The organism is Salmonella sp. 32100201201700099SM, from assembly GCF_017572645.1.
GTDB lineage: Bacteria > Pseudomonadota > Gammaproteobacteria > Enterobacterales > Enterobacteriaceae > Salmonella > Salmonella enterica.
Genome location: NZ_JAGERQ010000002.1, coordinates 211,507 through 225,495 on the forward strand (window position 1 = coordinate 211,507; position 13,989 = coordinate 225,495).

Below are 13,989 nucleotides of genomic sequence, written 5' to 3' on the forward strand. Positions count from 1 at the left end.
AACATAAAATTAACATTGTATTTGAATCTTAGTATTCATCCCGCCGATTCTTACCTAATATCGATGAGTTCTGATAACAGGATCGTCGTATCATAGACCAAAGGCCGTAGAGCCCGCACAACACAGACAGGTACAGGAAGAAAAACATGGTAGATCAGGTAAAAGTCGCAGCCGACGAACAGGCTCCGGCTGAACAGTCGCTACGGCGCAATCTTACAAACCGTCATATACAGCTTATCGCTATTGGCGGCGCTATTGGTACCGGTCTGTTTATGGGATCGGGTAAAACGATCAGTCTCGCCGGACCGTCGATCATTTTTGTGTATATGATCATCGGTTTTATGCTTTTTTTCGTGATGCGCGCCATGGGGGAATTGCTGCTCTCGAATCTGGAATATAAATCGTTTAGCGATTTTGCTTCCGACCTGCTTGGCCCCTGGGCGGGATATTTCACCGGCTGGACGTACTGGTTTTGCTGGGTAGTGACCGGTATGGCTGACGTGGTGGCGATTACCGCCTACGCGCAGTTCTGGTTTCCCGGCCTTTCCGATTGGGTCGCCTCGCTGGCGGTAGTGGTCCTGCTGCTAAGCCTCAACCTCGCCACCGTTAAAATGTTTGGTGAAATGGAATTTTGGTTTGCTATGGTCAAAATCGTCGCCATCGTGGCGTTGATTGTGGTCGGGTTGGTGATGATTGCGATGCACTTTAAATCGCCGACCGGCGTTGAAGCGTCTTTCGCGCATCTGTGGAATGACGGCGGCTGGTTCCCGAAAGGTATTAGCGGGTTCTTTGCCGGTTTCCAGATTGCGGTGTTCGCCTTCGTGGGCATTGAGCTGGTCGGTACTACCGCCGCAGAAACTAAAGATCCGGAAAAATCGCTGCCGCGCGCGATCAACTCAATACCGATCCGTATCATCATGTTCTACGTCTTTGCGCTGATTGTCATTATGTCGGTAACGCCGTGGAGTTCAGTCGTACCGGATAAGAGCCCGTTTGTTGAGCTGTTTGTACTGGTGGGTCTGCCTGCCGCCGCGAGCGTGATCAACTTTGTTGTGCTGACCTCGGCGGCGTCTTCCGCCAACAGCGGCGTCTTCTCGACCAGCCGTATGCTGTTTGGCCTGGCGCAAGAAGGCGTGGCGCCAAAAGCGTTCGCTAAGCTATCGAAACGCGCGGTACCGGCGAAAGGCCTGACCTTCTCCTGTATCTGCCTGCTGGGCGGCGTGGTTATGCTGATGGTCAACCCGAGCGTGATTGGCGCATTCACCATGATCACTACGGTTTCGGCCATCCTGTTTATGTTTGTCTGGACCATCATTCTGTGTTCATACCTGGTGTACCGCAAAAAGCGTCCCCACCTGCATGAAAAATCCATCTATAAGATGCCGCTCGGTAAGCTGATGTGCTGGGTCTGCATGGCGTTCTTTGCGTTCGTGCTGGTATTGCTGACGCTGGAAGATGATACGCGCCAGGCGCTGATCGTGACGCCGCTGTGGTTTATCGCGTTGGGTCTGGGCTGGCTGTTCCTGCGTAAGAACAAACTGGCTAAATGACGGATTTATCCCTCTCGCTTAGGCGAGGGGGTATGCGCATAACGTACCCGCCGGGGCGCTTTCTTCATTTTTACGCCCCATTTTGTCGCTTCCCGCTCCTTAACGAGCTATTTTTCTCGCCACATTTGATAGCGTATGGAGATGAAAAGCTCAGGAAATGGGTGTTTGTCCGCTGATGCAATGACGCGAAAAACGTTTCTTCAGGAAGGGCAGCTGTAAATTGCAGGCTGACGGTAAGTGCCGCCTTGATGAATTCCTATAATGGCGGCTCGCGCTGGATAATACGTTGAAAAAGTGGTTTAAGTAACAAATTAATCTCCTATTTCAAACTGTAATTATGACCATTCGACGCTGGATTTTAAGCGCTACGCTTTTGCTGCTGCCCGTTCCCGCGTTCGCAGATTTTCAGTATCAGCAGGATAAGGACGGCGTTTTTTATACCGCCGACGACGAACCGCAAATTCTCTCCCGACTGCCTGACGTTAGCTATTCGCATTTACGGCGTATTGCCGATTTATCTCACCCGCAAGACCCTCGCCCGTTAATAGAAATCAATCCCGACAGCCATAACTGCGACGACAATCATATTTGTCAGCACGCTTATCTCAGCGATGGGCACTTTATCCTGTGGGCAGGCAAAATCGTCCAGAATACCGGGGATGAGCCTGCCGTTGATGTTGCCAGCTTTCAGTCTTTTGGCGCCTTTGCCGCCGATAAACACGGTCTCTATTTTGATGGTAAACGTCGTGATAGCAATGCGGGTGAAAAACGTGTGGATATGGCAACTCTGGCAGAGACGAAAATCTGGAATCTGCTGCGGGATAAAAATAATCTCTATTATGAAGGCCGCTGGCTGGGGCGGGCCGATGGGTTTCGCGTGTTGAGGCTGGATTCCACTTCGGCAAGGGAGTTTATTGTGACGACGGCGCAACGGGTGATTGTGAACGGCATACCCATTACCGCTGATGCTAATACGTTTCAAATCATTCGCTGGATGCCTGGCGAGGTACTAATTTATCGTGATAAAACCGGTAAGCATGACTATGAGATTGATAATTCCAGTCGGTACTGCGGCTATTTTAATATTGGCCTGCGTGAGGTGACATGGCTGAAGCATGAGGCAACCAACGCCGGGAGCAGTTGTAAAGTGGAAACCCTGCCGGGTGTCGATCCGGAGCATTTTTTTCGTCTGAACGGGAACACCGGTTGGTATAAGGATCGTATTTATCAGGTGAGCACGAATGCGTTGGGCGAGGGGGTACTGCGCATTTTTACGTCGCAGGAAAAACTTCCGGCGCTGAAAATAGATAGAGTTACCTATAATTACTACCATCTGGCTTTGTCCGCGGATGGGCAATTATATCGCCAGATCTCACGTGATCAATGGCAGCGCTATAACCCGATATTAACAGAGTGGACGACGGTATCACCAGCGCCCACTGACGTTATCTCTTTGCTTCCCTCTGATTACCACTAGCGCAGGATGGCGCAATGTTGAGAATAAAACAGTTCTGTTTATCGATTTTATTAATGCTGGCACCAGTGTTAGCTCTGGCCTGTTCCGACATTCCATATGCTTTGTTTCACTATCAGCCGTGGGGGCAGGGAACGAAATATGTAGTTGAAGAAGATTATGATTATGGTATTAATTTTAAAGATATTGAAATTCGAGAGGTAAAATTTAGTCAACTACGGCACGTTCCTGACCGCATTGTTAATGAATATAATGACCGTGGAAAAATGAGTAATGATTTTGTTCATGTCGCCGCTTTTTCATCGCTAATAAAAAATGATTTCTGGCAGTTTTATTGGCTAACCGACGGCCAGCATATTTTATGGGCTGGGAAAATCGTACAAAATCCACCGGGTAAGCCGCCAGTGGATGCAGCGACTTTTCGGGCGTATGGACGCTTTGCCGCTGATAAAGATAGTCTTTACTTCGACGGCGAGCGCACAGATGATAATCATGGTGAAAAAAGGGTCGATATAGATTCGTTGCAGCAGGTTGGTGGCAACATCAAATTAAACGACTCCGGCGATGTGCTTAAAGACAGGCGCAACCTCTACTTTCAGGGACGCTGGCTGGCTAGTGCGCAGGGATATTCCATCCTGGGCGTTAAATCCTGGGAGCAGCGTAATATTCTGTTTTCGCCGACCAGCTGCGATACTACATCTAATCCTGGCCCGTGGGACACTATTCTACGTACCGCCACGCAGGTTTTTGTTAATGGTGTGGCAATTGATGCCGATCCGAACTCTTTTCATGTTGTGCGCTGGGTCGCTGGCGTGCAGTTACTCTATCGCGACAAAGCAGGCGTAAAACGCTATTACTTCGGCAAAGACTGTCTCAATACGTTTAATGTACAGCGGGATAAGGTGACATGGATGACGCGAGAGGCATCGCGCCGAGGCGATGACTGCCGAATAGCGACTATTCCCAATGTTGATCCAGAATATTTCCATCCCATTCATTACAATTGGACGGTAGCACAGTACAAAGATCTATTGTACTAGGTGAAGTATGTCTCTCCGGTCGACAGGGTATTAACCATCACCCGCTTGCCTGATCCGCAGGTACAGCTGAAAGCTGGCGCTAATTTGGTGGGTAAACAGATCTATTTTATCGGCGATGGGGGCGTGCAGATTATCGACCCTATTGGACCATTGGTGTGGTTTAAAAATCCCGATGGTTCATTTTCTGATGTTTTTGCTCATGACGATCGTTATCTCTATTTCTTCGGTGATACGCTGGTGGATAGCGGGCAACGGCGTAACGTGACGCGGACGCTGGATACTGCGCATATCGACAAGAGCGGTTATTATCTGGTCACTGAGGAGGGGAAATATGAGGTTATTAATAATGCATTCACCTCTCGCTAAAAAGCGTTAGTCGATTCAGAATAAACGATCCTGTCTATACGTTCAGGATCGTTTATTGGCGGTGGATTATTCCCCGGCCAGCGCGCGTGGGAACAGCACGTTATTCTCCAGGCTGATGTGCTCCATCAGATCATCAATCATCTCATTAATGCCGTTATACATCGCTTTCCAAGTGGTGCAGGCTTCTGGCGGCGGCGTTACATTTTGGGTGACGTGTTTGATGACGTCTACCAGCTCTCCCGCCTCGTCATGCTCGCTTTCCATTACGCTTATCGGGCCCGTTGCCTGGCGACCCATACCCTGTTTGATCATGGGGAACAGGATCTGTTCTTCTTTCATCATATGGCTGGAAAGCTCTTCATGCAGCGCGGTGAGATATTTTGTCAGGCCGCGTGGGACGTTTGGCTTATCCGCGTGAACGCGTTCCACTTTGGTTGCCTGCAGGATAAGCTCCGGCAGTTGTTCGCGGTGTCGGTCATGATAGCGCACAACGATATGGTCAATAATGTCCGCCAGCGGAACGGCGCGCCAGTCTTTTTCGATGGGCTGTTCAGCCAACTGCGCGAGTTGCGCTTCAATAATGTCAATATCGACGTCGTGACGAGCGGCGGCGCGCGCCAGCGTCTGTTTTCCGCCGCAGCAGTAATCCATATCGTACTGGCGAAACAGCGCCGATGCGCGGGGAATAGAGAGCGCCAGTTCGCCTAAAGGTTGATCGCGATAAGCCATAGCCGTTACCTCATTTGCAATAATATAAGTTGTATTTTAAATGCATCTTTAAGGCGAGGCTATAACTCTTTCGGGGTGCGTATAATTTAAGTCAGGATGAGATTAGCGTTCCGTGACCGGAACGACGGTCGCTTTTTCCGGTTTCGCTCTCACGGCAATAACCACGCCCGCCACCAGGAGCGCAATGCCGCTTAACGTCAGGAATGGCGGGATTTCCTGGCGCAGAATGAAGGTATAGAGCAGTCCTGCCAACGTTTCAAAAACAATCAGCGGCCCTAAAATCACGGTTGGCAATTTTTGGCTGGCGATATTCCAGCACAACGCGCCCACCCAGGAACACAGCACCGCGATGGCGATCATCAGACCGATAAACAGCGCGGGATGCGGGCCAAAGGGCAGGGTAAACATCGGGTTCTGGATACTCAGCCACAGACAGGTTGCCGCATAGCCGATTAACGAGACCGGCAGCGTAACCAGCGCCTGCGCCGTTGCCCACATCATGGGATGTTTGTCGGGATTTTCCCGCAGCCAGCGGGCGTTGCGCAGCGCATACCATGCCCAGCACGCTACGGAAATCAGCGCCAGCACAATGCCTGAACCATAGCGCCAGCCGCTAACATCGGACAATCCCTGGCTAAGTTCAGCAATATTGACGCACAGCAGGCCAAAACCGATAAGCGCCAGCGCGGGCGCTAAACGTAGCCAGGATAATCTGCCGTCTCGTTGGCTATAGAGAACGTTAGCGAAAAGCGGAATGACGACCGGCAATGTCCCGATGATCATCGTCGAAACCGGCGCGCCGGTTCGCTGAATGGCGCTGGCGAGGCAGGCGTAATAGATTACATTGCCCATCAGGGTCAGCGACAGGGCGGTGGACCAGTCTTTGCGCGTCAACTGGCGTAACCGCGTGCGGCCTAACCAGGCAATCGGCAGGGCAATCAGCCCCAGCGCCAGATAGCGTCCCATTGACTGTAAGAGGGCCGGGTAATCCGGCACGATTAACGGGCCGACGAAAATCAATCCCCACATTAGCCCTGCCAGCAGGGCGTATAGCACGCCGCTAATCATCAGATTCTCCTCATAAACCGTTCCGTCATTATCAGAGAAGGTCTATGAGGATGCCATATAAATTAACTAAATTTTAACACTTACAGTACGGAGCGAAGGCTTTCTGTGAGCGCCGTCGTCGGGCGACCGATGAGTTTACGCAGCGTATGGCTGTCATCAAACAGACCGCCTTTCGCCGCGCCAGCGTCAGAATTGGCCAACATATCCGCCAGTCCGTCAGGCAGGCCTGCGCCTTTCAGCGCGGCGGCAAAATCGACTTCGCTCAGGTTCTGGTAGACGATTTTTTTTTCGCTCTGATGAGTAAGTTCATCCGCCAACTGGCTTAATGTCCAGGCGTTATCACCCGCCAGCTCGTAGACATTCCCGGCGTGACCCTCTTCACGGATGACGCGCGCGGCGGCGGCGGCATAGTCAGCGCGCATTGCGGAGGCGATTTTCCCTTCTCCCGCCGCGCCAATAAAGACGCCATGCTTCAGCGCGGCAGGGACGCTCGCCAGGTAGTTTTCCGTATACCAGCCGTTACGTAATAGCGTGTGAGGAATACCTGACTCAGCCAGCATCTTTTCCGTTTCAATATGTTCATCGGCGAGCGCCAGCGGCGATTTATCCGCATGTAGCAGGCTGGTATAGGCGATGAATTTCACCTTCGCGGCAATGGCGGCCTGAATGACGTTGCGGTGCTGCGCGGTGCGTTGTCCCACTTCGCTGGATGAAATGAGCAGCAGTTTATCAACGCCCTGTAAGGCGGTGGTCAGCGCAGCTTCGTTAGCGTAATCCGCCTGGCGAACGGCAATCCCGCGCTGACTGAGCGGGGCGGCTTTTTTCGGGTTACGGACGATCGCGACAAGGTGACTGGCGGGCGTCGTTTTTAGCAGGTTTTCAATAACGTGTTGGCCCAGTTGGCCTGTTGCGCCAGTGATAGCAATCATGGTGAACTCCTCAGTGTTGGTCTTGTGTTTTATTACGCTACCACCTAAACTTACTTTTAGTAAGTACGTACAAAAAGGTAAGTATCAATGCGCGCTCATACTCTTTCCCGGCAGTTGCGTGAAGGTAATCTCTTTGCTGAACAGTGCCCGTCCCGTGAGGTGTTAAAACATGTCACCAGTCGCTGGGGCGTACTGATTCTGGTCGCGTTACGCGACGGTACACACCGTTTTAGCGACCTGCGCCGCAAGATGGGAGGCGTGAGTGAAAAGATGCTGGCGCAGTCGTTACAGGCGCTTGAACAGGACGGATTTCTTAACCGGGTGTCATATCCAGTTGTTCCGCCGCATGTGGAGTACAGCCTGACGCCGCTTGGCGAGCAGGTGAGTGATAAAGTCGCCGCGCTGGCGGACTGGATAGAACTGAATTTGCCCCAGGTATTGGCGCAGCGGGAGCGTTTATCAGATGGCGGCTAGCGCTTTATTCGGCCTGCCAGTCAGGCCGAATAAACGCAGCGCCATACGGGACTCACGTTACTTGCTCAAATCCACCTGATAAATGGCAAAACCGATATCATCGACACCAACCTTTTTCATCGGATACTGCCCTTTCTCTTTAATGAAGGCCGCGGCTTTATCGCCTGGCGATGTTTCAAAGCGGATATCCAGCGCCGTATCGCTGTGGATTGGCGCCAGACGCCAGTTATTATCCGCCGCCGGATGGATTTCGCCCGCGCGTTTTGACTCTGCGCCAATCCATGCCGCCAGCACGGCGCGATTTTCATCCGGAGACGCAAAGGCGATATGGCTGTCGCCCGTGCCGGCAAACTTGCCGCCGTAAGCGCGATAGTTATTCGTGGCGACCAGGAACGTAGCGTTCGGGTCGACAGGCTTACCGTTAAAGGTCAGGTTTTTAATACGTTCCGCCTGCGGATTCACCATCTGGCATTCGCCATCATAGCGGGCGGGCTGTGACACATCGATTTGATAATTCACACCGTCAATGACATCGAAATTATAGGTGCGAAAGCCATCCCAATTGATCAACGATTGCGGTTTGTTGCTGTGAATATCAATCTGATTAAACTGTCCGGCAGAACATTCCAGCCACTCTTTTACCTCCTTGCCGCTGGCTTTCACCACTACCAGCGTATTCGGATAGAGATAAAGATCCGCGGCGTTACGGAAGGTCAGCTGGCCTTTTTCCACCTCGACAAAGCTGGCAGGATCGTTCTTACGCCCGCCAACTTTAAACGGCGCGGCGGCGGACAGCACCGGCAGTTTCGCCAGATCCGGATCGCCCTGAATAAAGTGTTCCACATACGCTTTTTGCGCGTTATTCACCACCTGTACGGTAGGATCGTCCTGCACCAGAGCAAGATAACTGTACATATTATCGGCGGATTTACCGATGGGCTTGCTGACAAACTCGCGGGTGGCATTGTGATCGGCTTTCAGAATACCGACCAGCTTACTGTCTTCCGCCGCCAGCGACTTTTTAGCGGCGGCGTCGTAAATAGGCCGCGCTTCCGCTTTCGCCTGCGTAACCTGCCATTTGCCGCTGTCGTTATTGAGCACCAGATCGACCACTCCCAGATGGTCGCCCCACATGCCTGGCATTACCGCAGGAATGCCGTTAAGCGTACCTTTGGCGATATCCGCGCCTTTGATGTCGGCAAAATCTTTACCGGGGAAGACGGCGTGGGCGTGACCAAACATAATCGCGTCGACGCCGGGAACTTCGCTGAGGTAATAAACCGAGTTTTCCGCCATGCTGTGGTACGGATCGGCAGAAAGGCCTGAGTGAGCAATGACTACCACGATATCAGCGCCTTTCTCGCGCATTTCGGGCACATATTTCCGGGCGGTTTCCGTAATGTCATTGACGGTAACTTTGCCGCTCAGATTCGCTTTATCCCAAATCATGATTTGCGGCGGAACAAAGCCGATATAGCCGATTTTCAGAGTGTGCGGGTGGCCGTCTTTATCAATAACGCTCGTCTCTTTAATCAGATAAGGCGTAAAGAGCGGCTTTTGGGTTTTAACGTCGATAATATTGGCGTTAACATAAGGGAATTTCGCGCCGGCCAGCGCGTTATGCAGATAGTCCAGACCATAATTAAACTCATGGTTGCCGAGGTTTCCAACCGCGTAATCCAGAGTATTGAGCGCTTTATAGACCGGGTGAACATCACCGTCTTTGAGCCCTTTTGCCGCCATATAATCGCCCAGAGGGCTCCCCTGAATCAGGTCGCCGTTATCCACCAGCACGCTGTTTTTGACTTCATTTCGGGCGGCATGAATCAAACTTGCGGTACGTACCAATCCGAATTTTTCGGTTGCGGTATCCTTGTAATAATCGAAATCCATCATGTTGCTATGTAAATCAGTAGTTTCCATGATACGGAGATCGACGGTGGCCGCATTCACGCTGGCGGCGATCAGCGTAGCCAGAAGCGTTGCACTAAACTTAATCATCAGAGGCACCTTTTAAGAACGCAATAGAAAAGCCGGATAGTGAAAAATAGCGATGATAAACAGTGAAACCGGTATCGTTCCGACCGTCGCCAGAAGAAGGCGAAACCGTCCCATCCGGCCGATTTTTTGCGAGTGTTCACAGAAAGGTGAATCATGCCATGAAAGCTATTATCAAAACCGCTGACGGTATCACAGTTGGCGGAACCCTTAACGATCGGGTATAAGTAAAACAACGAGTTAACGCCCCCGTCATAAAGAGGTGGAGAATGTTAGAACAAGTATGCCAGCTTGCACGGAACGCGGGCGATGCCATTATGCAGGTTTATGATGGAGCCAAACCGATGGAGTACGCCCGCAAGCAGGACGATTCTCCAGTCACTGCGGCGGATATCGCCGCACATACCGTGATTCTCGAAGGGTTACGCACGCTCACGCCGGATATTCCGGTGCTTTCAGAAGAAGATCCGCCCGCCTGGGAAGTGCGCCAGCACTGGCAGCGTTACTGGCTGGTCGATCCGCTCGACGGCACCAAAGAATTCATCAAGCGCAATGGAGAATTCACGGTCAATATCGCGCTGATTGAGCAGGGCAAGCCGGTGTTGGGCGTTGTCTATGCGCCGGTGCTGAAAGTGATGTACTACGCGGCGGAAGGTAAGGCCTGGAAAGAGGAGTGCGGGGTGCGTAAGCAGATTCAGGTGCGGGATGCCCGCCCGCCGCTGGTGGTGATTAGCCGTTCGCATACGGATGATGAACTCACCGAATATCTCCAACAGCTTGGCGAACATCAGACCACCTCTATTGGTTCCTCGCTGAAATTCTGTCTTGTGGCGGAAGGACAGGCGCAGCTTTACCCCAGATTTGGGCCGACCAGCGTCTGGGATACTGCCGCAGGTCATGCCATTGCCGTTGCAGCCGGGGCGCACGTTCACGACTGGCAGGGAAAAACGCTGGACTATACCCCTCGTGAATCGTTCCTTAACCCCGGCTTCCGGGTGACTATTTACTGAGGAGCTTATGCAGCAGGTCGACCACCTGCTGTACCTCTTGCTGGGTTAACGCGCCATCTTTCACCCATTGAACCCGACCGTCTTTGTCAAGCACGATGACGGCGGACCCCTCTTCTTTTAATTGCCAGGCGTTACGCGCCACGCCATTGCTGTCGACAATAAATTGCGACCACGGGTAGAGCTTTTTATTACTTTCTATACTGCTACGCACGAACATACCGGAGCCTGGGATTGCATCATCGGTGTTCACAATTGTGGTCGTCTGGTATCTGTCATGCGGGAGCTTGGCTGATTTAATCGCTTCAATCAGCGTGGCGTTTTTTTCCTTCGCTGACGTTCGACCCGCAATGTGCAGCAGGACGCGCACTTTTCCCGCCAGCTGCGCGCTATTCCAGTTTTTATAACTAAACTCATCTTTATTCAACGTCAGTTCGCCACGATCGGCAATGCCTACCGGCGGCACCCGTTGGTTATCTTCAAGGTTATGCGCACAAGCCATTATGGGGAGTAGCAGACACGACATCGCCAGAATTTTACGTAGGGTCATGGTCATTCCTTCTTTATTTTTTTGCAGGTGATCCGACCACTTTGGGCCGACAGTTAATCATATGTGCGATTGATGCTTTTTCCCACAAAGGGGATGCCAGTTTGTGGGCGGGTGCACACTTCCTGTGAAAAATGAAGGCATATACTGAGAAAAATGAGCTGATGTTTAGATAATTCTGAATAACTGTAATCAAAAGGTAAATATACTTATGCACACTGGAAACGACGTAGATATGGTCTATAGTCATATGGCATTAAAATTTGCGCCTTAAAACTGTTGGGCCGATTGTGGCACCGCAAGGGCGTAATACTCTGCAGGAGACAACAATGAAAATTTTCCAACGCTACAACCCGCTACAGGTGGCGAAGTACGTGAAGATCCTGTTCCGTGGACGGTTATATATCAAGGATGTTGGCGCTTTTGAGTTCGATAAGGGTAAGATTCTTATCCCAAAAGTGAGAGACAAGCAGCACTTGTCTGTGATGTCTGAAGTTAACCGTCAGGTTATGCGTCTGCAAACTGAGATGGCGTAACCAAAAGTGCTATGCAGTAGGTTAAAAAAGTAAAATAAATATCCTCCGGCATAGCCGGAGGTTTTTCAGATGCGCCTGTAAGGCTCTCTTACCAGCCGCGCCCTAACAGGCGCATACGATCTGACATTTGCATCAAACTTCGTTACTTACGGCCCGTAAACGGGCTGCCCGGATAAGGGATCGATAATTGCTCACCCATTTTATCCTCTTCAAGCTGGTGCTTTATGTAGTCCTGTATCTTCGCCGTGTTCTTACCCACCGTATCGACATAGTACCCTCTGCACCAGAACTCCCTGTTCCTGTATTTGAATTTTAGATCCCCAAACTGCTCGTAAAGCATCAGACTACTTTTACCCTTCAGATATCCCATGAAACTCGACACACTCATCTTCGGCGGGATCTCCAGAAGCATGTGAATATGATCTGCACAACATTCTGCTTCCAGAATTCGTACGTTTTTCCATTCACACAATTTTCTTAATATGCTGCCTACTGCCCTACGCTTCTCTCCATAGAACGCTTGTCTTCGGTATTTGGTCGCGAAAACTATGTGATATTTACAGTTCCATCGGGTGTGCGCTAAGCTCTTTTCGTCCCCCATTGGGACCCCCTTTTGATTTCTTGTTGAACTTTTGCAGTTGCCAGACCGCAAGATGTTTTAACAAATCAAAAGGGGTTTTAATAACTGGCTTAAAGCTGAAAGCTTTCCGGAACCCCCAGCCTAGCTGGGGGTTTTCCATAGACAACAAAAAAACGGCTCCTGAATCAGGAGCCGTTGATGTTTCTGGCAAACGGATTTCAGGCCGCGCTGTCTTCTTTACCTTGCGCATCGGGCAGTTTCGGCGCCGGTACGTTGCTTTTATTGTCGAGACGCGTCACCAGCAACTGATCGATACGGTAGTTGTCGATATCCACCACTTCAAATTTGTAGCCGGAAAACTTCACCGAATCAGTACGTTTTGGGATCTTGCGCAGCATAAACATCATAAAGCCGCCAATGGTTTCATAGTTGCCGGATTGCGGAAACTCATCGATATCCAGCACGCGCATGACGTCGTCAATCGGCGTGCCGCCGTCAACCAGCCAGGAATTTTCATCGCGCGCCACAATTTGCTCTTCCAGTCCCTGGCCGACCAGGTCACCCATTAGCGTGGTCATCACATCGTTCAGCGTAATGATACCGACGACCAGCGCGTATTCATTCATAATGACCGCGAAATCTTCGCCCGCCGTTTTGAAACTTTCCAGCGCCTCAGAAAGGGTCAGCGTATCCGGCACAATCAAGGTATTGCGAATTTGCACGCCGCTATTCAGCGCCATACTTTGGTTCGCCAGCACGCGGTTCAGCAGATCTTTGGAATCTACATAGCCGATGATGTGGTCGATATCTTCATTACACACCAAAAATTTTGAGTGCGGATGTTCGGCTACCTTTTTCTTCAGGCTTTGTTCGTCTTCGTGTAGATCAAACCAGATGATACTTTCGCGCGACGTCATAGAAGACGGTACGGTGCGGGATTCAAGTTCAAACACATTTTCAATCAGTTCGTGCTCTTGCTTGCGCAAGACGCCCGCCAGCGCGCCGGCTTCCACCACCGCGTAAATATCATCAGAAGTAATGTCGTCTTTCCGCACCATTGGAATTTTGAACAGGCGGAAGATGTTGTTTGCCATGCCGTTAAACAGCCACACCAGCGGGCGAAAAACGAACAGGCAGAAGCGCATCGGGTTGATGATACGCAAAGCCACAGCTTCTGGCGCAATCATACCGATGCGTTTCGGGGTTAAATCCGCGAACAGGATAAACAGCCCCGTCACCAGCGAGAAAGAGAGAATAAAGCTCAACTGCTCGGAGAGTTCTGGCGACATATAGTGCGAGAAAAGGGCGGAAAAGGCGGGCGAAAATGCCGCATCGCCGACGATACCGCCAAGAATAGCGACGGCGTTCAGGCCAATTTGCACAACGGTGAAAAACATGCCGGGATTTTCCTGCATTTTCAATACGCGTTGTGCGTTGATACTGCCTTCATCAGCTAATAACTTAAGTTTAATCTTACGTGATGCGGCAAGCGAGATCTCGGAGATGGAGAAGAACGCACTTACAGCGATCAGGCAGAATATAATGAATATACTGTTTAACATATCTTATCCGGCGAAACGCCAGATCCTCGGAAGGGAAGTTTATAAATCCGTGTGGTAACGTTTAATGAAAACCGGCTCGTAGCAGTGAGCCGATAAGTTCAGGGCTAGTATAGCGTAAGCTACTGTAAA

Annotated in this window: 13 protein-coding genes and 1 pseudogene; 6 read left to right on the forward strand and 8 right to left on the reverse strand. The window is 51.0% G+C overall.

Going from position 1 to position 13,989, the window contains the following annotated elements; translation table 11 throughout:
- The first annotated feature begins 146 nt into the window (after positions 1–146).
- The 3 genes and pseudogenes from cycA (at position 147) to J4685_RS04405 (ending at position 4,430) form a co-directional block, all read left to right on the forward strand.
- Positions 147–1,550 carry a D-serine/D-alanine/glycine transporter gene (cycA, locus tag J4685_RS04395; RefSeq protein WP_000228328.1) on the forward strand — a complete coding sequence of 468 codons (1,404 nt, stop codon included), beginning with the start codon at positions 147–149 and terminating at the stop codon, positions 1,548–1,550.
- Between the two features lie 337 nt (positions 1,551–1,887).
- Positions 1,888–3,027, forward strand: a complete 1,140-nt coding sequence (locus J4685_RS04400) for a DKNYY domain-containing protein (RefSeq protein WP_000155541.1) — start codon at positions 1,888–1,890, stop codon at positions 3,025–3,027.
- Between the two features lie 14 nt (positions 3,028–3,041).
- A pseudogene (locus tag J4685_RS04405) lies at positions 3,042–4,430 on the forward strand (hypothetical protein).
- Between the two features lie 66 nt (positions 4,431–4,496).
- Here J4685_RS04405 and ytfE read toward each other — a convergent pair.
- The 3 genes from ytfE to J4685_RS04420 all read right to left on the reverse strand — a co-directional run bounded on the left by ytfE (position 4,497) and on the right by J4685_RS04420 (position 7,156).
- On the reverse strand, positions 4,497–5,159 hold the full coding sequence (ytfE, locus tag J4685_RS04410) for an iron-sulfur cluster repair protein YtfE (protein WP_000331471.1): 663 nt from the start codon (positions 5,157–5,159) through the stop codon (positions 4,497–4,499).
- Positions 5,160–5,261: 102 nt separating this feature from the next.
- On the reverse strand, positions 5,262–6,227 hold the full coding sequence (locus J4685_RS04415; protein WP_000623287.1) for a DMT family transporter: 966 nt from the start codon (positions 6,225–6,227) through the stop codon (positions 5,262–5,264).
- Positions 6,228–6,307: 80 nt separating this feature from the next.
- On the reverse strand, positions 6,308–7,156 hold the full coding sequence (locus tag J4685_RS04420; protein ID WP_000560617.1) for an SDR family oxidoreductase: 849 nt from the start codon (positions 7,154–7,156) through the stop codon (positions 6,308–6,310).
- Positions 7,157–7,243: 87 nt separating this feature from the next.
- Between J4685_RS04420 and J4685_RS04425 the strand changes: the two genes are divergently transcribed.
- Entirely contained in the window at positions 7,244–7,630 is a 387-nt protein-coding gene (locus J4685_RS04425; protein WP_001201297.1) for a winged helix-turn-helix transcriptional regulator, read from the forward strand.
- 57 nt (positions 7,631–7,687) lie between these two features.
- On the opposite strand, the gene J4685_RS04430 is transcribed toward J4685_RS04425, so the two are convergent.
- A complete protein-coding gene (locus J4685_RS04430) occupies positions 7,688–9,631 on the reverse strand; it encodes a bifunctional 2',3'-cyclic-nucleotide 2'-phosphodiesterase/3'-nucleotidase (RefSeq protein ID WP_000589382.1) in 1,944 nt (647 codons plus the stop codon).
- Between the two features lie 266 nt (positions 9,632–9,897).
- Between J4685_RS04430 and cysQ the strand changes: the two genes are divergently transcribed.
- Positions 9,898–10,638, forward strand: coding sequence for a 3'(2'),5'-bisphosphate nucleotidase CysQ (gene cysQ, locus J4685_RS04435; RefSeq protein WP_000893398.1), 741 nt, complete (start codon positions 9,898–9,900; stop codon positions 10,636–10,638).
- Here the strand turns inward: cysQ and J4685_RS04440 are convergent.
- On the reverse strand, positions 10,628–11,185 hold the full coding sequence (locus J4685_RS04440) for a YtfJ family protein (protein WP_000175301.1): 558 nt from the start codon (positions 11,183–11,185) through the stop codon (positions 10,628–10,630). The genes cysQ and J4685_RS04440 overlap by 11 nt on opposite strands.
- A 326-nt stretch (positions 11,186–11,511) precedes the next feature.
- Here J4685_RS04440 and J4685_RS04445 point away from each other — a divergent pair, with 326 nt between their 5' ends.
- Positions 11,512–11,718: a DUF1107 domain-containing protein gene (locus tag J4685_RS04445; protein ID WP_000689229.1), complete on the forward strand. Its 207-nt coding sequence runs from the start codon at positions 11,512–11,514 to the stop codon at positions 11,716–11,718.
- A gap of 142 nt (positions 11,719–11,860) precedes the next feature.
- On the opposite strand, the gene tnpA is transcribed toward J4685_RS04445, so the two are convergent.
- Genes tnpA through J4685_RS04460 form a run of 3 tightly spaced genes read right to left on the reverse strand, consistent with a single transcriptional unit; the run spans position 11,861 to position 13,860 of the window.
- On the reverse strand, positions 11,861–12,319 hold the full coding sequence (gene tnpA, locus J4685_RS04450) for an IS200/IS605-like element IS200F family transposase (protein ID WP_000502127.1): 459 nt from the start codon (positions 12,317–12,319) through the stop codon (positions 11,861–11,863).
- Entirely contained in the window at positions 12,276–12,548 is a 273-nt protein-coding gene (locus J4685_RS04455; RefSeq protein ID WP_138082281.1) for a hypothetical protein, read from the reverse strand. Before J4685_RS04455 ends, tnpA begins: the two co-directional genes overlap by 44 nt.
- A complete protein-coding gene (locus tag J4685_RS04460; protein ID WP_000934974.1) occupies positions 12,517–13,860 on the reverse strand; it encodes a hemolysin family protein in 1,344 nt (447 codons plus the stop codon). Before J4685_RS04460 ends, J4685_RS04455 begins: the two co-directional genes overlap by 32 nt.
- Between the last annotated feature and the right edge of the window lie 129 nt (positions 13,861–13,989).

Excerpts from the sequence above, each read along its gene's own strand:
- cycA (WP_000228328.1), top strand. The coding sequence starts at position 147 with ATGGTAGATCAGGTAAAAGTCGCAGCCGACGAACAGGCTCCGGCTGAA.
- J4685_RS04400 (WP_000155541.1), top strand. The coding sequence starts at position 1,888 with ATGACCATTCGACGCTGGATTTTAAGCGCTACGCTTTTGCTGCTGCCC.
- ytfE (WP_000331471.1), bottom strand. The coding sequence starts at position 5,159 with ATGGCTTATCGCGATCAACCTTTAGGCGAACTGGCGCTCTCTATTCCC.
- J4685_RS04415 (WP_000623287.1), bottom strand. The coding sequence starts at position 6,227 with ATGATTAGCGGCGTGCTATACGCCCTGCTGGCAGGGCTAATGTGGGGA.
- J4685_RS04420 (WP_000560617.1), bottom strand. The coding sequence starts at position 7,156 with ATGATTGCTATCACTGGCGCAACAGGCCAACTGGGCCAACACGTTATT.
- J4685_RS04425 (WP_001201297.1), top strand. The coding sequence starts at position 7,244 with ATGCGCGCTCATACTCTTTCCCGGCAGTTGCGTGAAGGTAATCTCTTT.
- J4685_RS04430 (WP_000589382.1), bottom strand. The coding sequence starts at position 9,631 with ATGATTAAGTTTAGTGCAACGCTTCTGGCTACGCTGATCGCCGCCAGC.
- cysQ (WP_000893398.1), top strand. The coding sequence starts at position 9,898 with ATGTTAGAACAAGTATGCCAGCTTGCACGGAACGCGGGCGATGCCATT.
- J4685_RS04440 (WP_000175301.1), bottom strand. The coding sequence starts at position 11,185 with ATGACCCTACGTAAAATTCTGGCGATGTCGTGTCTGCTACTCCCCATA.
- J4685_RS04445 (WP_000689229.1), top strand. The coding sequence starts at position 11,512 with ATGAAAATTTTCCAACGCTACAACCCGCTACAGGTGGCGAAGTACGTG.
- tnpA (WP_000502127.1), bottom strand. The coding sequence starts at position 12,319 with ATGGGGGACGAAAAGAGCTTAGCGCACACCCGATGGAACTGTAAATAT.
- J4685_RS04455 (WP_138082281.1), bottom strand. The coding sequence starts at position 12,548 with ATGCGCAAGGTAAAGAAGACAGCGCGGCCTGAAATCCGTTTGCCAGAA.
- J4685_RS04460 (WP_000934974.1), bottom strand. The coding sequence starts at position 13,860 with ATGTTAAACAGTATATTCATTATATTCTGCCTGATCGCTGTAAGTGCG.